At 39.4% G+C, this 22,402-nt stretch carries 17 protein-coding genes and 1 pseudogene; 12 read left to right on the top strand and 6 right to left on the bottom strand.

Annotation, left to right across the window (positions count from 1 at the left end; all coding sequences use genetic code 11):
- Positions 1-411: 411 nt before the first annotated feature.
- The 4 genes and pseudogenes from L655_RS01000000125615 (at position 412) to L655_RS0113580 (ending at position 5,582) form a co-directional block, all read left to right on the top strand.
- A pseudogene (locus L655_RS01000000125615) lies at positions 412-1,205 on the top strand (VOC family protein).
- Between the two features lie 86 nt (positions 1,206-1,291).
- Positions 1,292-1,654: a hypothetical protein gene (locus L655_RS0113590; RefSeq protein ID WP_010553841.1), complete on the top strand. Its 363-nt coding sequence runs from the start codon at positions 1,292-1,294 to the stop codon at positions 1,652-1,654.
- On the top strand, positions 1,651-3,984 hold the full coding sequence (locus tag L655_RS0113585; RefSeq protein WP_024605315.1) for a fatty acid cis/trans isomerase: 2,334 nt from the start codon (positions 1,651-1,653) through the stop codon (positions 3,982-3,984). Before L655_RS0113590 ends, L655_RS0113585 begins: the two co-directional genes overlap by 4 nt.
- 191 nt (positions 3,985-4,175) lie before the next feature.
- On the top strand, positions 4,176-5,582 hold the full coding sequence (locus L655_RS0113580; protein WP_024605314.1) for an ATP-binding cassette domain-containing protein: 1,407 nt from the start codon (positions 4,176-4,178) through the stop codon (positions 5,580-5,582).
- Positions 5,583-5,629: 47 nt separating this feature from the next.
- Here the strand turns inward: L655_RS0113580 and L655_RS0113575 are convergent, their stop codons facing one another.
- The 6 genes from L655_RS0113575 to L655_RS0113550 all read right to left on the bottom strand — a co-directional run bounded on the left by L655_RS0113575 (position 5,630) and on the right by L655_RS0113550 (position 12,721).
- Positions 5,630-6,508 carry a TraB/GumN family protein gene (locus tag L655_RS0113575; protein ID WP_024605313.1) on the bottom strand — a complete coding sequence of 293 codons (879 nt, stop codon included), beginning with the start codon at positions 6,506-6,508 and terminating at the stop codon, positions 5,630-5,632.
- Between the two features lie 49 nt (positions 6,509-6,557).
- A complete protein-coding gene (locus L655_RS0113570) occupies positions 6,558-7,994 on the bottom strand; it encodes a HAMP domain-containing sensor histidine kinase (protein WP_024605312.1) in 1,437 nt (478 codons plus the stop codon).
- Positions 7,975-8,649, bottom strand: coding sequence for a response regulator transcription factor (locus tag L655_RS0113565; protein ID WP_024594409.1), 675 nt, complete (start codon positions 8,647-8,649; stop codon positions 7,975-7,977). The genes L655_RS0113570 and L655_RS0113565 overlap by 20 nt, the downstream gene beginning before the upstream one ends.
- A gap of 63 nt (positions 8,650-8,712) precedes the next feature.
- Positions 8,713-10,692 (bottom strand): LTA synthase family protein, encoded by a 1,980-nt coding sequence (locus L655_RS0113560; protein ID WP_024605311.1) that lies wholly within the window; start codon positions 10,690-10,692, stop codon positions 8,713-8,715.
- Positions 10,683-11,054 (bottom strand): diacylglycerol kinase, encoded by a 372-nt coding sequence (locus tag L655_RS0113555; protein WP_024605310.1) that lies wholly within the window; start codon positions 11,052-11,054, stop codon positions 10,683-10,685. The genes L655_RS0113560 and L655_RS0113555 overlap by 10 nt, the downstream gene beginning before the upstream one ends.
- Positions 11,051-12,721 carry a phosphoethanolamine--lipid A transferase gene (locus L655_RS0113550; protein WP_024605309.1) on the bottom strand — a complete coding sequence of 557 codons (1,671 nt, stop codon included), beginning with the start codon at positions 12,719-12,721 and terminating at the stop codon, positions 11,051-11,053. Before L655_RS0113550 ends, L655_RS0113555 begins: the two co-directional genes overlap by 4 nt.
- Positions 12,722-13,274: 553 nt before the next feature.
- Here L655_RS0113550 and ilvG point away from each other — a divergent pair.
- From ilvG to L655_RS0113510, 8 genes are all read left to right on the top strand, one after another.
- Entirely contained in the window at positions 13,275-14,924 is a 1,650-nt protein-coding gene (gene ilvG, locus L655_RS0113545; protein ID WP_024605308.1) for an acetolactate synthase 2 catalytic subunit, read from the top strand.
- Positions 14,921-15,166, top strand: coding sequence for an acetolactate synthase 2 small subunit (gene ilvM, locus L655_RS0113540; RefSeq protein WP_002959893.1), 246 nt, complete (start codon positions 14,921-14,923; stop codon positions 15,164-15,166). The genes ilvG and ilvM overlap by 4 nt, the downstream gene beginning before the upstream one ends.
- 103 nt (positions 15,167-15,269) lie before the next feature.
- Positions 15,270-17,126, top strand: a complete 1,857-nt coding sequence (gene ilvD / locus L655_RS0113535) for a dihydroxy-acid dehydratase (protein WP_024596945.1) — start codon at positions 15,270-15,272, stop codon at positions 17,124-17,126.
- Between the two features lie 2 nt (positions 17,127-17,128).
- A complete protein-coding gene (gene ilvA / locus L655_RS0113530) occupies positions 17,129-18,682 on the top strand; it encodes a threonine ammonia-lyase, biosynthetic (protein ID WP_024605307.1) in 1,554 nt (517 codons plus the stop codon).
- Positions 18,683-18,779: 97 nt separating this feature from the next.
- Positions 18,780-19,814 carry an ABC transporter substrate-binding protein gene (locus L655_RS0113525; protein WP_024591429.1) on the top strand — a complete coding sequence of 345 codons (1,035 nt, stop codon included), beginning with the start codon at positions 18,780-18,782 and terminating at the stop codon, positions 19,812-19,814.
- A 60-nt stretch (positions 19,815-19,874) separates the two neighbouring features.
- Positions 19,875-21,050, top strand: a complete 1,176-nt coding sequence (locus L655_RS0113520; RefSeq protein ID WP_024605306.1) for a methyltransferase — start codon at positions 19,875-19,877, stop codon at positions 21,048-21,050.
- Positions 21,051-21,080: 30 nt separating this feature from the next.
- Positions 21,081-21,743 carry a carbonate dehydratase gene (gene can, locus L655_RS0113515; RefSeq protein ID WP_007582103.1) on the top strand — a complete coding sequence of 221 codons (663 nt, stop codon included), beginning with the start codon at positions 21,081-21,083 and terminating at the stop codon, positions 21,741-21,743.
- Between the two features lie 4 nt (positions 21,744-21,747).
- Positions 21,748-22,392: an NAD(P)H-binding protein gene (locus L655_RS0113510; RefSeq protein ID WP_024605305.1), complete on the top strand. Its 645-nt coding sequence runs from the start codon at positions 21,748-21,750 to the stop codon at positions 22,390-22,392.
- The last annotated feature ends 10 nt before the right edge of the window (positions 22,393-22,402 follow it).

Here is a 22,402-nt window from a genome sequence, read left to right as displayed (position 1 = left end):
TCCATGCCGAACTCAGTAGTGAAACGAAACAGCGCCGATGATAGTGTAGCATTTGCTATGTGAAAGTAGGACATTACCAGGCTTCAAATTGTAGAAAGCCCGGATCTAACGATTCGGGCTTTTTTACGTCTGCAAAAAAGTGATTCAGGGATTCCTCTAGAGCGAAGGACTTCTTAGTAAATCATTTATATCGATCAGCAATAATATTTAATCAATTTGAGGGATTAAATCTGACGCTAATTGCGTTAAAAGCCTCATATATGAAACAACTGAATAACGAATTTTTTGCCCTTCTTTTATCGACTCCGCTTAGTTATTGCTCTAATCTCAATTTATGATCTGTTCAATTATGTAGTTTATAAAATGTGACAGAGCTCGTTTAGATAAAAATAGAATAATAAGGGTTTAATAATGAGTGAAATTGATAATCATCCACATGGCATTTTTGTTGGTCAGAACTTTGTACACACAATTGGAAAGAAGGTAAGACGTTTTATACATCATTATTTGATTGGGGGTATGACGATCAACCTATTGGGGAGGACATATATTACACCATGCTACAAAAGCAAGCTGGTGATATAGCCGCTATGTATGAAATGCCTAAAGAGCAAATTAGTGAAGGGATCCCAAGTCATTGGTTGGCTTACATTGCCGTCGACAATGTTGACGATTGTGCGCTAAAAGCTAAAGAACTAGGTGCTGAAGTTATTGCCGGTCCTCATGATGTTATGAATGCAGGGCGAATGTTGATGCTAAAAGATCCTGTAGGTGCCACTGTTGCACTATGGCAAGGCAATGAGCATAAAGGTTGTAAGCACTTAGGTGAATTAAACACGCCTTATTGGCATGAGTTAGCAACCAGAAATAGTAAAGTAAGTAGAGATTTTTACTGTGCTTTACTAGGCTGGGAAAGTGAAATAAAGCCAATGGAAGGTATGAACTACACTTTATTTTTAGTAGGTGGACACCCAATTGCCGGTATGCTTGAGATGACAAGCGATTGGCCTGAAGATATTCCTGCTCATTGGATGATTTATTTTGCAGTAGAGAGCTGCGATACAGCAGTAAATAAAGCCGCTAGCTTAGGTGGACAAGTATGTGTTTCTGCAACAGATATCCCCGATGTTGGTCGTTTTAGTGTTATATGCGACCCTCAAGGTGCTGTATTTTCGGTGATCGAATCTGTTATAGATGACGTTTAAACAGTTACATTAGCTTTAGCGTTAATTTACTCGCTAGTTTGTTATAATACTCGCCAATTAAATCGTCAGAAAGTGCAGAGAACGCAATGGAATTTGAACAAGATAGCAATTTAACCCTTCCTTTATTTCTATTAGATGAATCATTAAGTAATAGAGATTTAGAGCAGCCTGATTTTGAAATATCAATTGGACTTGATGATGAGTTACTTGCTCAAATTTGCCAAAATCCAAGTGAAGATAGCAGTGTAGCTATTACCGTTAGCGGTTATGAGTTGCTTATAACTGATTCTCTGTATTTAAGTATATTAGAGCAAGAGCATGATGCGCAGATAACATTAACGCATGGGCCTCTTTTAAGTATTGTTTTGAATACTGAAGGTCAAAAAACATTCGTTTCTCCTCAAATGGATATGATGCCCACCTTCGATTTAGGTGACGAGGACGAATGAAAAAAATAATAATAAGTACATTTGTATTAATTATCCTTAGTGGTTGTGCTTACTTAGGTAATGCACATTACGATGATTTATTTGGCCCTGAACAAGCGCAAGAACGTATCGTTCCACATTCTACCCTTGCTGGAGCTGATTTTTTACAAAACGTAAAACCAGTACTTGATACCCGCTGCGTCGTTTGCCATGGTTGTTACGATGCACCTTGCCAGCTTAAGCTCTCATCCCCTGAAGGTATTGATCGAGGTTTGAGTAAAGAGCTCGTTTACGATGGAACTCGTTTATTGGCAACGACCCCAAGCCGTTTATTGTTTGATGCAACCAATACACAGCAATGGCGAGAAAAAAACTTTACGCCAGTGCTAAATGAGCGCGTACAAAGTGAAGAAGCAAACTTAGCGGGAAGTGTTTTATTTAATAGTTTAGTGTTAAAGCAAAGCTATGAATTACCAACTAATGAAGTGCTAGATGATGAATTTGATTTTTCATTAGGGCGTTCGCAAACCTGTGCAACAATGGGGGAGTTTGACCGATTAGCTGACGAGCAACCTCATGGCGGTATGCCTTATGGTTTACCTGGGGTTTCGCGCGAAGAGTTTAATCATTTACAGAACTGGCTTAAAAATGGCGGTAAAATGTCACATATTGAGCCACCAAGTAAGTATGATCAGAATAAAATAAAGGGCTGGGAAGCATTTTTAAATCAAGATAACTTAAAGTATCAGTTATCAGCACGTTATATTTATGAACATTGGTTTTTAGCACATATTTATTTTACGTCAGAAAACCCACAAAGCTTTTTCAAACTAGTTCGCTCAAGTACGCCTCCTGGTGAGGAAATAAAGTTAATTAATACGCGTCGTCCATACGATGACCCTAAAGTTAGCCGTGTTTATTATCGTTTTATGCAAGAGCGTACAACCATACTTTCTAAAACGCATTTACCACTTGAGCTTAATGAAACTAAATTACTGCGTTTGTACGAGCAGTTTATTGCGCCAGATTATACAGTTACGCAAATGCCGAGTTATGAGCCTAAGTCAGCATCTAACCCTTTTAAAACTTTCGAAGTTATTCCAATTAATTCTAAATATCAATTTATGCTTGATGAAGCAGAGTTAATTATTATGGGCTTTATAAAAGGGCCTGTTTGTCGTGGTCAGATTGCTTTAAATGTTATAAATGATCACTTTTGGGTGGCATTTGCTGATCCTGATAAGGTTGCGACTCCTGCTATAGGGGAAATGCTAATGCAACATGAAGAAGCTCTAGAACTTCCTGCCGCAGAGGAAAGTAATGCGTTACCTATTTCTAGCTGGGTTAAATATTCAGTTCGTGAGAAAAAATATTTACAGGCAAAAGTTGAGCTTGCTAACGAAATGTTTAAAGGTGGCGAGCATCTTACAACTGACTTGCTTTGGAAAGGTGATGGGCACAATAAAAATGCTGCGCTGACTATTTTCCGCCATTTTGATAGTGCAACTGTTGTTAAAGGTTTTATTGGTCAAGAGCCTAAAACCACGTGGATACTTGATTATGCGTTATTTGAACGTATTCATTATTTGCTTGTGGCAGGCTTTGATGTATACGGAAATATAGGCCATCAATTGGTTACACGTTTATATATGGATTTTTTACGTTTAGAGGGAGAGCAAAACTTTTTAGCTCTATTACCTGAGCACAAGCGTAATCAAATCAAAAAGCAGTGGTACCGTAATTCACCACCTGACTTATCTAAGTTCTTTAAAAATAACCGAGAATTTAGTCAGCCAAGTGGTATTAACTATAAAACTGATGATCCACAGCATGAGCTATATACTTTGATGAAAGAAGCCTTAGCGCCAGTTTTAAGTGAAAGATACAACTACACTGAAGTACCAAAGCCGTTAAATGTAGTAAGTAATATGCCAGCAAAAGCGGTAAACTTGTTACCTCAGCTTTCTTTTGTACTTGTAAAGCAAAAAGATAATAGTCATAAGGGCTACACTATTATTCATCATAATGCGCACTACAATATTTCTAGTTTATTAAACGAAGATGGTCAACGTGCTTATGATGAAGATACCGCGACTATTGTTCCTGGCTTTATCGGTGATTATCCTGCAGCTATTTGGTATTTAAATAACGAGCAGCAAGTAAATGCTTTTGCCGAGCAATTGCCTATGATGCAAATAGAAGCCGATTATGGTGCTTTGAAATCTAAGTTTGGCATTCGACGTACTCATCCACAGTTTTGGCAATACAGCGATATATTACACGATACGGCTAAAAAATATCGTGGGATAGAATATGGAATGTTCGATTATAACCGTTTAGAGAATAGATAATTAAATAGTTTTATTTTATTAGCCCAGCTTTTTAGTTGGGCTTTTTTATTCGATGAGTATCACTTATACCAATCTGCATGAGCATCTTGGCATTAATGTTTTAGATGACGAAAACTCACTTGCTAAGTGCTTTTAAAATACGTTAATTTACGATTTTAGTATTCACTTAGGAAGTTAGCGTGCAGTCGATTGTGCAATTAATTCAATTTCAGCAATTTAATGGATTTTTACAAAGCCAAGGTCAAAGCCGCTACAATATTCACAACTTAAACTGGCAAGTTAACGAAGGTGAGCATTGGTTGCTTCTAGGTGCTAACGGTGCAGGTAAGTCAGCATTAACAGCGGCGTTAGTCGGTGAAGCTAAGTATAAAAGTGGGCAAAGAGTATGTACGTTTAAAAACCCACAGCTTGTTTCATCGGATGCGCAAAAACAGCTATTAAATAAAGAACTTAAAGAAGAAAAAAATAGCCTGGTAAAATCGCTTATTACAGATCAGCATTATAATGCTGATTTACGAAAGCAGCTTATAAAATTGTTTAAGTTTGATGAGTTATTAAATCGACATTTTAGAGATCTCTCAACCGGTGAAACGCGGAAACTTTTATTAATTAAAGCACTCAGCTCCCATAGTGAGTTAGTCGTGCTTGACGAGCCATTTGATGGACTCGACGTACAATCTTGCCAGCAACTTAATAAAATACTTATAGAGCTTAGCCACACGATTACTTTTGTTTTTGTGCTAAACCGCTTAGACGAAATCCCTTCATTCATTACTCACTATGGTTATGTAAACCAAGGCTGCTTGTTACATACTTTAGCAAAGCCAAGTAGCGAGCAATTGAGTGATTTACTAAAACTACTTCATTTAGAGCATACTTCATTGGATGTACCATCTCCTGATACCGAACAAGAGCAAAAGGCATTCACCGGTAATACCTTAGTTAAATTGAGTAATGCTAAAGTTAGTTACAGTGATGTAAGCATATTCAAAAATCTCAATTGGACTATAAAAAAGCATCAGCATTGGCAGCTTACTGGAGCGAACGGTTCAGGTAAAACATGCCTATTAAATTTAATAACAGGTGATAACCCACAGTGTTATAACAATGACATTGAAGTGTTCGGTTTTAAACGCGGAACCGGGGAGAGTATTTGGGATATAAAACAGCATATTGGTTTTATATCTAACGCGCTACATATGGATTACCGCGTAAGTATATCGGCTTTAAATACTGTTATTTCAGGTTTTTACGACAGCATAGGTTTATATCAAAAACCGAGCGACGCACAAATTAATATTGCTCAACAGTGGCTGGCATTTATTGGTTTAAGTGACAAGCAAAGCACCTCATTCACCCAGCTATCGTACGGCGATCAGCGTATGTTATTAATTGTGCGGGCTATGGTAAAACATCCAACGTTACTTATTTTAGATGAACCTTGCTTGGGCTTAGATGAAGCAAACAGGCAGCGTGTACTGTTACTAATAGAGAAAATTTGTGCTGCCAATACAAGTACTGTGATTTATGTAAATCATCATGCGGCAGACAAAATTAAAGGAATAGAAAATTACTTAAAAATGGAAGACTTTCATTAAAAGCTCAGAGAAAGGTTGAGCGAAAAATCACTCAACCCATTTTCATTTTAAAGACGAGTAACGCTAAAGCCTTTATCTCGTAGCTGTTTAAGTAACCCGTGTTTTTCAGGTAAATGCAGGGCGCCTACGGCAATAAATAGTTGCTCGTTTACTAAACGCGGTGTGAGTTGTTTAACCCAATTATTATTGCGGTTAGTTAGCATTACTTGCTCGCTAATTTCACCGTAATTACTGTCATCAAAACTCATGTTGTAGTAATCGGTTAGTGTATCCATATCCCCGTTTTTCCAGGCATTAACTAATTTGATAAAGTAAGTATTAATATCGCTGAGTTGCTCAAAGGTTTCTTCAATCATTTCATTGCTTAATAGCGCCATACCATCAAACATTTGTAGTTGTTGCTCTAGGGTTTCAAGCTCGCCAATTTTAATATTATGCTCTTTAGCATAACTAAGCACTTGCTTGTCTATGCCGGTTTTATCTGAATATCCTGCATTTTGAAATTCAATTTGCATCATAGTCACCATAACAGCCCAAGGCTTTAAGCCATTAAACATAGCAATATCAATCGACTTTTTAGCAAAGTAATCTTTTAACTTGGTATAATTTTGCTTTGAAAGCTCAGTTTGTAATGTTTTACCGTCACTTAGCATCATAAATGGCATTGAGCGCTGCTGCATTTCAAGTGGAGTAAGTTTGCTTATATCAACTTCAACAATGACTTCTTTGCTTGCGCTAATCGCATCGGTTACATTTTTAGGTAAGCCTTTCATGCTGGCATCACCAACGTGTACGGTGCCAAATAAGTAAGAGCTAACGCCATTTTTTTCTATTTTATATAAGGCAGGAGCAGCGTAGCTGTTAAGGCTAAATGTTATAAGTAACGCCACAATAAAAAAGTGGCTAATACGGGTAAGAGCATTCATGGTTTGTCCTTAAAATCTCAAAATTAGTAGTGTAAATACTAACCTAAATTTACTTCAGAGGTAACGTTAATATAAACGTTAACGTATTGTTTTCGGTATTACTGGCCGTAATAGTAAAGCCATTTAAGTTACATAAGCTCTGTACAATTGATAATCCTAAACCATGGCGCTGATTATTAGTTCTAGATGAATCTAGCTGATAGAGCGGGTCAAAAATAGCAGTTAGCTGTTCATCACTTAGTGGTTTATTTACTTTGTTACTAACAGAGATGCTCATGTTTGTGCTGTTATTTACGGCAGTTAATTTAGTTGGCGCCTCAGGAAGTCCATAAAATAGTGCGTTATCGATTAAGTTACATAAAATGGTACTTAAACTAAATTCGTCAACATTAAGTGTAAACTCGTCAGTTATCTCATTATTTAAACGCGCTTTAATACTTGGGTGCTTAAAGGTCAGCTCATCAACAATTTGATTTACTAGGTTATTTAGCATGATATTTTGCGCATTCAATTGCATAGCACTACTACTTGAGCGCTGCAACAGTAATAGGTTGCTAACAATTGTTTTCATGCGCTGTGAAATATTAAGTACATCACTGGTATAGGTGTCGCTAATGCGTTTATCGTCAGGGTAGCGAATAGCCACTTCTGAAAGACTTATTAGTTCAGCTATTGGGGTTTTAAGCTCGTGTGCAATATCGCTTGTTAGGCGTTTTTCATTACTATAGAGTTGCTGATTAACGGTAATAAACTTATTTAGCTCGTTACGTATAGGTTCTATTTCTTCTACTTTAAAGTCGCTTTCTATTGTTTGCGCAACACCGGTAATATCGAGTAACTTAATTTGGTCGTTTAAATTGTGTAGTGGGTGCAGGCCTTTATTTACAATACGTGTCACTAAATAGCGCACACCAAACACACCAAGTACACAGGTTAAAATAAAGACCACATCAATAATAATCAGTACTTTATTAAGTTCGGAGGTGGGCGCTGCGATTGCAAGCGTCATGGTATTAAAAACAGCAGAGTGGGTGGGATTTCTATCATCTTTTTGGGCTACAAAGTGACTTATAAGTGCGCGGCCATCACGCCCGTTAGGAAGCTCGTAATCTATAATTTTAGATTCATTTATCGGCATTTCTAAAAAAGGCAGGTTAGCATTTTCATAAAGCGCTAATGAGTCCGAGCGCTCAAAAACATCACTGCCATGCCATAACTGGTAAAACTCCGTGGCATCGGCTGCTTCATACTCCGACATAAACTCACCAGCAAAATCAAATTCAACCACGTTGTTGTCATCTTCAACTAAGGTTTTTAAGTAGTTAGCTTTGTTAGTTAAAGACTGATTGAACTGATCTTCCACCCAAGTATCAACACTTAAATCAACGGTTAAAAATATGGTGAATAAAATAACTGAGATCACAGCGCTAATATTATTAACGAGTTTACGCTTTATTGAGTGACTTTTATTTTGTTGTTGCGACATAACCAAATCCACGTTTGTTCTTTATCGGGAGCTCGCCATTAAATTGTCTTACTTTTTTGCGTATGGTTGAGATGTGTGCTTCAAGCGCATTTTTAGAGAGCATATCAAACTGACCTACCACGGCTTCACTTATAAGCTCGAGCCCTAATACTCGCTCTGGGGCGTTAAATAAGCATTCTATTATTTTGTATTCATTACGCGTGAGCTCAATGGCATGTTGCTTGTAGTGAAGAGTTTTAAGTGACAGATCTAATACGCAATCACCTACGGTAAGGGTATTTTGTTGGTTTTGCAGTGAACCGCGACGAAGTAATGCAAGGACACGAGCATGGAGTTCTTCAAACGAAAATGGCTTAGTTAAATAATCGTCAGCGCCTTTCATAAGGCCGCTAATTTTATCTTGAGGCTCACTTCGTGCCGATAAAATTAGCACACGGCTTTGGCTATTACTGCTGCGCAGTGCTTGTAAAATACTCATGCCATCAACACTTGGTAGCATTAAATCAAGTACGAGGAGGTCGTAGTTTCCACTCAGTGCCATACTCAACCCTTCTGAGCCATCACCAGTTTCATCTACGGTAAAACCAAGGTTGCTAAGGCCAACTTGCAAGCTGCGTCTTAGTGCTTCAGAGTCTTCAATAACGAGGATTTTCATGTTTACTCGGTTTATAAAAATAGCCTTGTTACTTTAACAAGGCTTTATTATCAAGTCACTTGGTTAATGGTACCAACCATTTGTATAAGCTAAATTACCAAAGTTCGCGTGAGCTAGGGCTTTTTTAACTAGTTGCTCATCGTTTTCACATGGCACAAGCTGGTTATTGCTATACGTATAGGTGGTTGCTGGTTTTTGTGGTTGTAACACCACCACTTTATTATCGTGCATGTAGGCAAAGTTTTTGTCGTATTGCATCATTGCGCGTTGTTTGTTGTCGCTAATTGGCTTTGATAAATCATGACCTATCATAGGGTGCTTACCACTTGCGTCAATTAAAGACAGTAGAGTAACAGGAATATCGAGCTGGCTGGCTAGTTGGCTATCTCGTTTATGGGTAATACCTTTACCAAAAATAACGGCCGGGATTTTAAAGTGATCAACCGGTACTAAACTCGAACCCGATACGCGTGAGTCGTGATCGGCAATAACTATAAATACAGTATCATCCCAGTAGCTCGATTTTTTAGCTTTTTCGATAAACGTGCCCAGCGCGTAATCGGCATACTTGGCAGCATTATTACGGGTTTGTTTTTGTTTATCGTACAGCGTTATTTTATCGTCAGGAAAGTCATACGGGCTATGATTAGAGCTTGAAAATATAAGGCTAAAAAAGGGTTTGTTTTGATTTTTAAGCTTAGTAAGTTCTATGTCGGCTTGATCGTACAAGTCTTCGTCTGATGCGCCCCACGAGCCATTAAAGTCTATTTTTTTAAAGTTATTTGTATCTACGATACTTTTAAAACCGTTGCCTAAAAAGAAGCTTCGCATGTTATCAAAATGGCTTTCGCCGCCATAAATAAACTGCGTGTTGTAATTTTGCTTCGCTAAAAAATCAGCAATGGTAAAAAAGTCGCGTTGTGATTTATCAAGCTTAACAACCGCACGCGAAGGTGTTGGTGTAAACCCTGTAATTACCGCCTCAATACCACGAACAGAGCGTGTACCTGTTGCGTATAAATTATCAAATCCCCAGCCTTGTTTATAAAGGGCGTCTATATTAGGTGTAAGCGGTAAACCGCCAAGCGTGCCTACGTAACGAGCACCTAAACTTTCTTGTAAAATAATGACTAGATTTTTTGGTTTACCTGTATTATCTGCGCCATGAAACGTTTTTGTAGGGGCGGTTACATCACTAAATGTGCCTTGCGTATTTTGCATGTTACTACGCACAATACTAAGCAATTCATCGGTGGGCATTTTACCGTAATAGTCTTGGCTTGATTGCTCATTAGAAAGTTGCTTAACTGCAAACGCGACGCTATAAAGTGAGTTAAGGGTTAAGTCGTTAAGTAAGTGATCAGTAGAAAACGAGACCATGGCGGGGTTAAGTGGTCTGTGCCCTAATGAGTTGCGGGCGCCCAAAATAGTTAAGCATACTAAAACGAGCGCTAAAATTGATTGGTTTAAGCCTGTTAGTGATGACTTGCTTTGCCATTGATTACTAAATACTTTACTTGCAAATTTACAGCTTAAAACAAGTGCTATAACAGCAATAAATACTTCTAACTTATAGCCTGAAAAAATCATTTTTGAGACTTCTTTAGGATAAATTAAATATTCTATAAATAAGCGGTTTGGGCGTAAATCGTACTCGTTTATAAACGTAGGCGTAGTCACTTCAAAAAAAACAAGTAAAGCAGACATCGTCACTAAATAAATTTTAATGAGGCCGCGTACTTTATTTTGCCAACCTACGCTTTGCATCAGTAAAGTAAGTAGTAATGCGGGCATAATAATGTAGCTTAGAGTGGCTATATCAACTCTTAAACCACCTATAAATATAGACACCCACGCATGCGATCCAAATACACGCTCCCCTTGCCATACACTTAAACCAAAGCGAGCAAGTGTTAAAAAGCTAAGTGCTAAAACAGCAAATACAACTAAAATCCATACAGGGCCAAGTGCATTTTGTATTTTAGGTATTACTTTAAATATTAGCCTCGTTATTTTAGGTATAAAAGTTAGCTTTATGCCCATAACACAGCCCACCAAATAAGTGCGGCAATTAGCATGGCTATAAACACGCTTGCAGAGGCAATATCTTTAGCTAGCCCCGAAAGCTCATGGTATTCACTGCCAATTCTATCAACTACAACCTCAACTGCCGTATTTACCAGCTCAGCAAACAATACAAAAAGCAGGCTGGCTATAAGCAGTAATTTATCGCTTAGTGCAATCTCTTGTAGCCACACAAACACACCGAGTAACGAAAACAGTGCTAGCTCTTGTTGAAACGCTGCTTCAAATCGACTCATCCATTTTAAGCCGTTAAAAGAATGACTTAAGGTAAAAATAAGGCGCATTAAGCCTTGGCGTTTTATAACGGTTTTATTGCTCATAGTTTTATTTCGCTTGGTGTTGTTTGGCAGCTAGCAAGTAAATCAAGTGATGCCTGATACGTTTTACTTTTAATGCCAATTAAATTTAAAAGGGTGTGAAAAATATTGTTGTGTGAGCGTGCAGCAGTGGTGTCTAAATTAGCCAAGCAGGTATTGGTAATGCGCTGATTATGCTCATCAGCCCACATATAAAGAGGAACATGCGTTTGTGTGCTAGGTGCAAAGCTATACGGAAAACCATGTAAATAAGCCCCAGCTTCGCCAAGTGATTCACCATGATCAGAGACATATAAAAACTGCTTATCTATATTGCTTGGCAGCGCTTTTAATTGCTCAATTACCTGGGCGTTAACAAAGTCGCTGTACGCAATTGTGTTGTCGTAGGTATTAACTAATTCATCGAGTGAGCAGTTTTGAATGTCGCTTCTGTCGCACGTGGGCGTAAATTGCTTAAATTTATTTGGGTAGCGTTTAAAGTAGGTTGGTCCGTGTGAGCCCATCATGTGTAGGACGATAACGGTATTAGCTTGGCTTAAATTAGCGAGTTTGCGCTTAAGCGGAGCAAGCAGTACTTCATCAAAACAATATTTCCCATCGCAAAGCGCTGATGGGGTGGTTGGTATATCAATATTAACAACACGGGTGCATACGTTTTTACAGCCGCTGTTGTTATCAACCCACAGTACGTCACTGCCAGCTTGTTGTGCTAAGTCAATCAGGTTTTGTTGGTTGTCGGCTGCTAATCGATCAAAGTTATCTTGTGTTTGCAGTGAAAACATACACGGCACAGACACAGCAGTAGCGGTGCCACAAGACGCCACATTATTGAAATACGTCACATTGTACTTTTGTGTGTAAGAATTTGTGTTGCGCTTATAACCTTGATAAGCAAAGTTTTCTGCTCGTGCGGTTTCGCCAACAACTATAACTGTTACGCTGGTGGTATTAGGCGCAATTAGGGTGGGTGCTGCATCTATGTTTTTAAATTCTATATTGGTGTACAGCAGTTGATCGCGCATATATTTATAACCGCTAGAGAGATACTGAAACGGAATAATTTCTTTTTTCAAAATGCGGTTGTTACGTCCAGTGGCTGCGTAATCGGCGTAAAAGTTAGCGACCACTAAAGCAATTAGCGTTAAGCAGGCAATAATAAGTTTTATGCGGCTAATCGCTTCTTGATGAGGGCGAGTAAAGTGTATTTTTACTTTGCTTAATATAAAAACAGGTAGCGCACAAAAAAGTAGTAAAAAGGCTATGAGCTGCGGGTTTAAATAGCTCAGCGCTTCGCTTGAATCTGTTTCGAACGTGTTTTGAATCATTGAATAGTCAAACACAACACCGTAATTTAATGAGCCGTAAAGCACGGCGCTAGAAATTATCAGTAAAAGATAGTTAACTGGTTTTAATAACCATCTAACCGACACTATCGAAAAGAAAATAATTAAAAGACATAACAAAAGTAGCGGGACTGAAAGTAAAAATAGCCATGAAAAAGATGCAAGAGAGGTTATGGCGCTAAACGAACCTTGAATAAAAGGAATGTTTATAACTAAACAGTAATAACAGGCAATCATCACTACAAAGGCATTTGCACTACAGTGAATGTAAAACCGTTTACTACGATTTGGCTTTTTTTGTGCTGGTGTTTGACTAATTACGTTCATATTTAGGCTCGTTTAAAATAACAACGCCATGCTATGCAACAACACTTAAGAGTCGCTTAAGAGAACCTACGCATTACCTGAAGGTGATAAATAATTTTATTTATAAAAATATTCTTAAAAATTAATCAAACCTTAAATAAGGGATATAAGAATAGTGAATTTCTGAGAATAAAATTAGAGCATAAAAAAACCACTACTAGCTTGTATAATGAATTTTAAAACCTGATAAATTGCCTTTTAGTCTTTTTGTTAGATTAACTTTGGTGTTGACTTAAAGGGCCTAGCGCGGTACTAATATAAAAAGAGAGCGAAGGAATAACCTTCGCGATAATTGAACAAAATTTGGTATTAATTACATGCTTACAAACGCACTTAACCTAGTCCTGATTATTATCGTGGTGATTATTCCCGCGAGGGCTTCGTAGTGCTTTAAAAACTTAAGCATTAAAAAAGCCCTCCGCACTTAACCGTTCGGAGGGCTTTTTAATTTTAAGGGCAAAGTTTTTAGCGTAAAAATGTAATTGGGTTGTCACTGAGGAATGAGGGTTTATTAATGACAGGCGCAGAACTAACAATCGACTTATTGGCCAAACACGGCGTAAATGAAGTATTTGGCTACCCAGGCGGAGCTATTATGCCAATTTACGATGCGCTGTATGGCGCGCCAGTCAAACACTACCTTACTCGTCATGAGCAAGGTGCAGGGTTTGCAGCTGTTGGTTATGCTCGCAGCACGCGTAAATTAGGTGTGTGTTTTGCAACATCGGGCCCAGGTGCAACTAACTTAATAACTGCCCTTGCTGATGCGATGATGGACTCAGTACCATTATTGGCGATCACCGGCCAAGTGCCTACTGCAGCTATTGGTTCAGATGCGTTTCAAGAAATAGATGTACTAGGTATGTCGCTTTCGTGTACTAAGCACAGCTACATGGTAGAACGAGCGGAAGACTTAGCAGAGATATTACAAGAAGCAATTCATTTAGCGCAAAGCGGCCGCCCAGGTCCTGTACTTGTCGATATCCCAAAAGATATTCAAATGGCTCAAGTCCCTTTTAAACCGTGGCTAGCAGCTGATGAATACTTACCAGAGTTAGATTTAAAGCAAGTTGCTATTGCTAATCAATTGTTGAGTGAGGCTAAACAGCCTGTAGCGTATGTAGGTGGTGGTGTACAAGCCGCTGATGCGCAAGACGAGCTAATGCAATTTTTAAATAAAACTCAGATGCCAGCTGTATCAACACTTAAAGCGCTGGGCAGTGTATTACCAGATTACGAACATTACTTAGGTATGTTGGGTATGCATGGTGGTCAAGCTGCTAATATCGCAGTGCAAGAATGTGATGTACTTGTATGTATAGGGGCACGCTTTGATGACCGCGTAACAGGCAACTTAGCTAAATTTGCAGCTAAAGCTAAAGTAATCCATTTAGATATAGATGCTGCTGAAGTTGGTAAGCGAAAACCTGCTAAGGCTTCATTAATTGCCGATTTAAAAACGTCGTTACCCGCACTTGAGTGCTTTGTAACACCTAAAGCGTGGTGTGACACAAATAAAGAAATAAATATTAAGCATGCGTGGCGTTACGACTACCCAGGTGAGAAGGTTTTTGCACCGTACTTATTAAACCAACTAAGCCAACGCATGCCAAAAACAGGGGTTGTGTGCTGCGATGTTGGTCAGCACCAAATGTGGGTAGCACAACACATGAAGTTTACTCATCCGAGTAATCATTTAAGCAGTGGTGGTGCAGGCACAATGGGCTTTGGTCTACCTGCGGCTATTGGTGCACAAGTAGCACGCCCTGATGACTTTGTTATCACTGTATCGGGTGATGGTTCTATAATGATGAATATTCAAGAGCTGGCCACTATTCGTCGTAACAATTTACCTGTAAAAATATTAATTTTAGATAACCAGCGTTTAGGGATGGTTCGCCAATGGCAAGAACTATTTTTTGAAGGGCGTTATTCTGAAACTAACCTGTCGGATAACCCAGACTTTGTGCAATTAGCTGCTGTATTTGGTATCCCAGGGCAAACAATTACTCACGCTAACCAAGTTGATGATGCGATAACTGCATTAGTTAACAGTAAAGGTCCGTACATAGTACATGCCTGTATTGATGATAAAGAAAATGTTTGGCCGCTTGTACCACCTGGGGCTGCTAACGACGAAATGATGACGGAGAAAGCAAAATGAAACATAGCTTAACTATTGCATTAAAAAGTCAAAGTATAGCGGTAGAGCGCTTTTTACGAGTGGTGCGTCATCGTGGTTTTGACCTTACGCATTTTCAGCTCAATATGGACGATGGTTTTTATAATGTAGACATGACGGTAGATAGTGATAAACCAATTCACCTTTTAACCAGCCAGTTAAATAAGCTGGTGGATGTAAAAGAAGTCACTTTACAAAATTTACAGCAACAACAGGCTGTGTAATTACGAACTGAAAAACAATTTACGAGTAACTGAATCACTCGGTTACTCACCAATTTTAGAATGAGGAATGCCCGCTTATTTTGCGGCAAAAACTGAGGTAACTATGGCTAAATTAAGAAGTGCAACAACAACTGAAGGGCGTAAACGCGCAGGCGCTCGTGCATTATGGCGCGCAACAGGTATGACCGACACCGATTTTGGTAAGCCGATTATTGCCGTAGTTAACTCGTTTACACAATTTGTACCAGGGCATGTTCACCTTAATCAGCTAAGTGAACTTATGGCTGAAACCATTACACAAGCCGGTGGCGTCCCTAAAGAATTTAATACTATTGCGATTGATGATGGTATTGCAATGGGTCACGGCGGCATGCTGTATTCGCTGCCTTCGCGCGACTTAATTGCTGACTCGGTTGAGTATATGGTAAATGGTCATTGTGCTGATGCGATGATTTGTATTTCAAACTGCGACAAAATTACTCCAGGAATGATGCTTGCAGCACTACGCTTAAATATTCCGGTAATATTTGTATCAGGCGGCCCAATGGAAGCAGGTAAAACTAAGCTTGCTAACATCGATATTAAACTTGATTTAGTAGATGCCATGGTTAAAGGCGCTGATGAATCGGTAAGTGATGCAGATTCAGAGCAAGTAGAGCGCTCTGCGTGTCCAACATGTGGCTCGTGTTCAGGCATGTTTACTGCAAACTCAATGAACTGTCTGCTAGAAGCGATTGGTTTAGCATTGCCAGGTAACGGTACGACGCTTGCGACTCATAAAGACCGTAAACAACTTTATGTTGAAGCGGGGGCTCGTATTGTTGATTTATGTCGTGAGTATTATCAAAAAGACAATCAAGATGTATTGCCACGTGCTATTGCTAACAAAACAGCCTTTATGAATGCAATGGTTGTTGATATTGCAATGGGTGGCTCGTCAAATACGGTATTGCATTTACTTGCTGCAGCGCAAGAAGCAGGCGTTGATTTTGATATGTCGCACATTGATGCGCTCTCTCGTAAAACACCATTTTTATGTAAAGTTGCACCAGCAACACCTGAATATCACATTGAAGATGTGCACCGTGCAGGCGGCATGATGGCAATCGTACGTGAACTTGGCAAAGCAGGCTTAGTTGATATGTCAGTTAATCATGTTGCAGGGTCAACTATGGCTGAGCTCGTTAAAAAATGGGATGCAACAGATCCTACTAACGAAGCAGCGCGCAAATTTTACCGTGCTGGCCCTGCGGGCATTCGTACCACCAAAGCAATGAGCCAAGAGTGTCGTTGGGACGAGGGCGATAATGACCGTGTTAATGGGTGTATCCGAAGTGTCGAACATGCTTTTCGTCAAGATGGTGGCTTAGCTGTACTTTCGGGGAATTTAGCAGTTGATGGCTGTATTGTTAAAAGCGCTGGCGTTGTTGATGAAATGCTACATTTTGAAGGTACTGCAGTCGTGTACGAATCACAAGATGATTCTGTAGAAGGTATTTTAAACGATGAAGTAAAAGCCGGCGATATCGTGGTTATTCGTTACGAAGGCCCTAGAGGCGGCCCAGGTATGCAAGAAATGCTATATCCAACTAGCTACTTGAAATCAAAAGGCCTAGCTGAAAAGTGTGCACTTATTACTGATGGTCGCTTTTCGGGTGGTACTTCGGGTTTATCAATTGGTCATGTATCACCAGAGGCGGCAAGTGGTGGTGCAATTGCTTATGTTGAAAATGGCGACAAAATCATTATTGATATCGCAACACGAGAAATCACGTTAGCGCTAAGCGATGAAGAGCTTGAAGCACGTAAACAAAAACAATTAGCACGCGGAAAACTGGCGTACAAACCAGTTGATCGTGAGCGCTATGTATCGTCTGCTTTAAAGGCTTATGCATTACTTGCAACAAGTGCTGATAAAGGCGCAGTGCGTGACTTAGCTAAATTGGAGGCGCTTAGTTAATTATGGTCTCTCAAGAGCTCGATTATTTTCGCGCTATTATTCAAGCAAACATGGAGCCTTTGGCTAAAGTTACTGAGGTTAGCGAAATGGCTGAACTCAGTAAAAAGCTAGGTAACCATGTTTGGTTAAAGCGTGAAGACCAACAGCCCGTGTATTCATTTAAGTTACGCGGTGCGTATAACAAATTAAATAAATTACCTAAAGGCTCAGTGGTTATTACTGCTTCTGCGGGTAATCATGCTCAAGGGGTTGCATTAAGTGCATCTCACCTTGGGCATCAAGCAACTATTGTAATGCCAGTAACAACGCCTGAAATAAAAGTCAGCGCAGTGCGCGCACTTGGCGGTGAAGTTGTGCTACATGGGCATCATTTTGATGCCGCAAAAGCACATGCGCTTGAGCTTACAGAGCAGCGTAACGGTATATTTGTCCCGCCATTTGACGATCCGGATGTCATTGTTGGTCAAGGCACTGTAGCGCGCGAGTTAATGCAGCAATTAAACGAGCTTGATGCTGTGTTTATTCCTGTTGGCGGCGGCGGTTTACTTGCCGGTATGGCGGTTTACATTAAATCGTTGCGTCCAGATATAAAAGTAATTGGCGTAGAAGCCGACGAAAGTGCATGTTTACAAGCGGCACTTAAAGCAGGTAAACCGGTAGAGCTTGAGCGCGTTGGTAGTTTTGCCGATGGCGTAGCGGTTAAAATTATTGGCACTGAAACATTTCGCTTAGCGCAAAAGTTTTGTGATGAAGTTATAACCGTCACCAGCGACGAAATATGTGCAGCCATGCAGGATATTTTTGTATCTACCCGTGCAATAGCAGAGCCTTCAGGTGCACTTGCAACGGCAGGGCTTAAAAAGTGGAGCCAGCAGTCGGGTTTAAAAGGGTTACATTTAGCGGCTGTGCTTTCGGGTGCTAATTTAAACTTTGATCGCCTGCGTTATGTTGCAGAGCGCACTGCGCTGGGTGAAAAAAACGAAGCGTTATTAGCGGTTACTATTAAAGAAGAAAAAGGCAGCTTTAAACAGTTTTGTGCTTCTTTAGGTGGCCGTGCTATTACTGAGTTTAACTACCGTTATGCAGGACCTGGTGAAGCACAAATATTTGTAGGTATTGCCCTGCGCCAAGGCGAGCAAGAGCTTAATGAGCTAAAGCAAGACTTAACAAATAACGATTATCAATTTTGCGATCTGTCGGATAACGAACTCGCTAAATTACATGTGCGTTATATGGTTGGCGGAAAAGCACCAGAGCAATTACATGAACGTTTATTGCGTTTTGAATTTCCTGAGTATCCGGGTGCGCTTGCACGCTTTTTAGATACTTTAGGCAGCAATTGGAACATTACCTTATTTCATTATCGTAATCACGGTGGTTCGATGGGGAATGTACTGGCAGGTTTTGCTATTGAGCCGAGTCAGTATGAAATGTTTAACGAGCATTTGAATCGCTTAGGTTACAGTGTACAAGATGAAACACAAAATCCGTGTTTTACCCAATTTTTAACATCAAAGCCGCAAGCAGAAAAAGCCGAAAAACTCGCCTCAGTATAACCCTTCTTTAAAGGCAGGCACCTAACTAGGGTGCTTGCTTTATTACACGTTTTACATATAGTTACAGGTAATCGTCATACTTTTTGAGGACACCTATTTGCTATTTAAAGGATTAATCATTGGATTGTGCTTTTTTTGTAGCCATATCGCGGCGCAAGAATCAGTCACATTACAGCTAAAATGGACACATCAGTTTCAGTTTGCTGGCTACTATATGGCTAAGCAAAAAGGCTTTTATAATGAAGCGGGCCTTGATGTAACTATTAAACAAGCTAATCCAATGAAACCTGATACCTTTGGTCCTGTGGCCAGTGGCGAAGCACAATTTGGTGTAGGGCATTCCGGTATTTTACAGCAACGCATTAATGGACAACCTCTTGTTGCTATGGCTGCCTTATTGCAATTTTCACCTTACTGCTGGATGGTTAAAGACACGTCTGATATTTTTCATCCACGTGACTTTGTTAATAAACGCATCACTGCGGTGAGCAAAAATGACGGCACCGAGCTACTTATTATGCTTAAACGCAGTGGCGTTGATGTAGATAAACTCAAAGTTTACAATGGCGAAAATTTTAATCAGGCTTGGATTGAAAACAAGCTAGATGCTATGCAAGTTTATGTTACTACAGAGCCTTATTATATGACTCAACAAGGCGTAGCTCATCGGCTTGTTTGCCCACAGCGTTATGGTATGGACGTATATAGCGACATTTTATTTACCAGCGAAAACATGCTTAAGCAAAATCCACAAACGGTCGAAAAATTCTACCAAGCGAGCCTAAAAGGTTGGCGCTATGCAATGATGAATATGGACGAAGCCATTGCAGTCACTCAGCAAAACTATGCACCGAGTAAGAGCTTTCATCAGCTCGCCTTTGAGGCTGAAGTACTAAAAAGTTATATAACCCCACCCACTACCAGTTTAGGGCATATGTCGATAGCAAAGTGGCGTTTAATTGCTGACTTATATGGCATACAGCAAAACGAATTTGACGAAGTGAAATCTCACTTTATTTATAAATACCAAGAGCCTGAAAAGATGCAATTATCATGGATGCTTATAGCAGCTATTTTGGTGAGTATTATTTCAATACCTTTGTATTTACGGCTGATTTTTAGCCAAAAATAACTGCTTAGGAAATTCACGAAACTGATATAATTAATTGTCTTTTTTATTTTTTAAGCTGTTATGACTTTAGCTGAGCAATTTTTTGCACTTGATTCACTTTTAATGCGCCATCGTCAGTATTGGCAGTGCACCGCATTTGATTTTGACACTATTCCTTGGCCAGAGCTGCAAGGCATACTTAACGAACTAACTGATGATCAGGTAACCGTTCTTGATAATGATCAAAATCAGCTATACCAATTTTTTAGCCAACACATAAACCAACTTGATGAACTTGCTAAGCTATGTGATTTACCTAGCTCTGCACACTCTCGATCTGATTATCCGTTTTGGATAAGTAACGGCATTAAAGGTCGTAAGTTTGATCAGTTACAAGATTTTGTATCTGCACTACCTAATACTAAGCAACCAGTTTTAGAGTGGTGTGCGGGTAAAGGACACTTAGGGCGAATGCTTGCTTTTAATGGCGCAAGTGATGTGCATAGTATTGAACTGCAACAAAGCTTATGCGAGCAAGGACAAAAAAGTGCACAGCAACAAGGCTTGGCAATGCACTTTAGCCAAGCTGATGTATTAAAAGAGGATATCACTCAATTTTTTAATGCTGATATGCATGCCGTAGCGCTACACGCATGTGGTGGTTTGCACCAAGCATTTATGCGTCAAGCAAGTTTAGCGAAAGTACAGCAAATTAGCTTTTCACCTTGTTGCTATCATTTATTTACGGCTAATGAGTACCGTGTAATGAGTGAGGTTGCAAATAAAAGTGAGCTTAACCTAACGCATCGCGATTTAAAGCTCGCATTACAAGAAACCGTAACAGCGCCTTCTCGTCTGGAAAAAGTACGTAAAACAGAGCTAGAATGGCGACTTGGTTTTGATGCACTTAGAAAATCGATTACTGGAGAGCAATATTATGTAAGCGTACCTTCGGTTAACAAAGCTATATTCTCAGATTCGTTTAAATCATTTTGTGCATGGGCTGCAGATAAAAAGGCAATAAACCTACCTCAAGATACTGATTATAATAAATATTTAGATATTGGTGTTGCTCGAAAAAAAATAACTGACCGAGTTGAACTGGTTCGACATGTGTTCAGAAGGGCAATTGAAGTTTGGCTTGTGCTCGATCGTGCTTTATATTTGCAACAGCAAGGCTATCAAGTAAGCGTTAAAACGTTTTGTGAAAAGCAGTTAACGCCTCGTAATATTTTGATTCTTGCTAATATCCATTAAATTTCCGTCCTCGACTTAATAAGAGATGCAATGAGAAAGTTAAAAAATTTATTCGATAACAATAAACGTTGGGCTGCACGTACAAGCGAAGCTGATCCTGAGTTTTTTAAAATTTTATCTATGCAACAAAATCCAGAGTATTTATGGATTGGTTGTTCAGACTCTCGTGTACCTGCTAATCAAATAGTTGATTTATTACCAGGCGAATTATTTGTGCATCGTAACGTTGCTAACGTGGTTGTACACACTGACCATAACTGTTTGTCGGTTATGCAGTACGCTGTAGAGGTTTTAAAAGTAAAACATATTATGGTAGTAGGTCACTATGGCTGTGGTGGCGTACAAGCCGTTTTAAACAATGCAAAATTTGGCTTTATTGATAATTGGCTACGCCATGTAGGGGATGTAAAAGAAAAGCATCTTGAACAACTTGATGCAATGCCAGAAAGCGAACGTTTAAGCCGCCTTATTGAGCTAAATGTAATTGAGCAAGTACGTAATGTATGCCGTACTAACATTGTGCAAGATGCGTGGGAGCGCGGCCAAGAGCTAAGCGTTCATGGTTGGGTTTATGGTTTAGAAAACGGCCATCTTCATGATTTAGAATCTGTAGTAACGTGCGCGAGTGAAGAAACGCAAAGCTACAAAAAAGCAGTGCAGCACGTACTTAATAAAGTGGGCGAAAATAAATAAATTTATGACTAAAACGGCGATATTAATAGGTGCTACAGGTTTGGTCGGTAATGAGTTGCTACATAAGCTACTTAAGAGCGATCGTTATACCAAAGTGGTTACGTTAAGTCGTCGGGCTTTGCCTATTACACACGCAAAGCTAGTTAATCACGTTATTGATTTTGAAAAATTAACTCAATACGTTGAGCTTTTTAAAGGTGACGTATTGTTTTCGTGTTTGGGCACAACCCGTAAACGGGCGGGCTCTACACAAGCTCAGCGTAAAGTAGATTTTGATTATCAGTTTATAGCGGCGCAGTTAGCGGCATGTAATGGTGTTACGCATTACTGCTTAGTGTCATCAAGCGGGGCGAACACGCACAGTAATAGTGCTTATTTGAAAATGAAGGGTGAGCTTGAGCAACATATTAAAGCACTCCCTTTTGATAAAATAGGTATTTTACAACCATCTTTATTATTAGGTGATCGTGAGCAATTTAGAGTGGCAGAAAAGATAGGCAGTATTATTTTTCATGTTATTACACGACTTCCGTTTTTAAAGCGTTACAAACCAATAACTGGCGAGCAAGTTGCGCAAAAAATGCTGAGTGTGAGTTTAGAGCAACAGACTAAGTTATTTTATTATGTGCTAGATGAGCTATTTGAATAAACTTAGTAAA

Origin of the sequence: Pseudoalteromonas sp. TAE79, from assembly GCF_000498015.1 — a bacterium.
Taxonomy (GTDB): Bacteria; Pseudomonadota; Gammaproteobacteria; order Enterobacterales; family Alteromonadaceae; genus Pseudoalteromonas.
This window is presented reverse-complemented; position numbering and strand designations above follow the sequence as displayed.

Excerpts from the sequence above, each read along its gene's own strand:
- L655_RS0113550 (WP_024605309.1), bottom strand. The coding sequence starts at position 12,721 with ATGAACGTAATTAGTCAAACACCAGCACAAAAAAAGCCAAATCGTAGT.
- ilvA (WP_024605307.1), top strand. The coding sequence starts at position 17,129 with ATGGTCTCTCAAGAGCTCGATTATTTTCGCGCTATTATTCAAGCAAAC.
- L655_RS0113560 (WP_024605311.1), bottom strand. The coding sequence starts at position 10,692 with ATGGGCATAAAGCTAACTTTTATACCTAAAATAACGAGGCTAATATTT.
- ilvD (WP_024596945.1), top strand. The coding sequence starts at position 15,270 with ATGGCTAAATTAAGAAGTGCAACAACAACTGAAGGGCGTAAACGCGCA.
- L655_RS0113555 (WP_024605310.1), bottom strand. The coding sequence starts at position 11,054 with ATGAGCAATAAAACCGTTATAAAACGCCAAGGCTTAATGCGCCTTATT.
- ilvG (WP_024605308.1), top strand. The coding sequence starts at position 13,275 with ATGACAGGCGCAGAACTAACAATCGACTTATTGGCCAAACACGGCGTA.
- L655_RS0113520 (WP_024605306.1), top strand. The coding sequence starts at position 19,875 with ATGACTTTAGCTGAGCAATTTTTTGCACTTGATTCACTTTTAATGCGC.
- L655_RS0113590 (WP_010553841.1), top strand. The coding sequence starts at position 1,292 with ATGGAATTTGAACAAGATAGCAATTTAACCCTTCCTTTATTTCTATTA.
- L655_RS0113575 (WP_024605313.1), bottom strand. The coding sequence starts at position 6,508 with ATGAATGCTCTTACCCGTATTAGCCACTTTTTTATTGTGGCGTTACTT.
- ilvM (WP_002959893.1), top strand. The coding sequence starts at position 14,921 with ATGAAACATAGCTTAACTATTGCATTAAAAAGTCAAAGTATAGCGGTA.
- L655_RS0113510 (WP_024605305.1), top strand. The coding sequence starts at position 21,748 with ATGACTAAAACGGCGATATTAATAGGTGCTACAGGTTTGGTCGGTAAT.
- L655_RS0113585 (WP_024605315.1), top strand. The coding sequence starts at position 1,651 with ATGAAAAAAATAATAATAAGTACATTTGTATTAATTATCCTTAGTGGT.
- can (WP_007582103.1), top strand. The coding sequence starts at position 21,081 with ATGAGAAAGTTAAAAAATTTATTCGATAACAATAAACGTTGGGCTGCA.
- L655_RS0113570 (WP_024605312.1), bottom strand. The coding sequence starts at position 7,994 with ATGTCGCAACAACAAAATAAAAGTCACTCAATAAAGCGTAAACTCGTT.
- L655_RS0113565 (WP_024594409.1), bottom strand. The coding sequence starts at position 8,649 with ATGAAAATCCTCGTTATTGAAGACTCTGAAGCACTAAGACGCAGCTTG.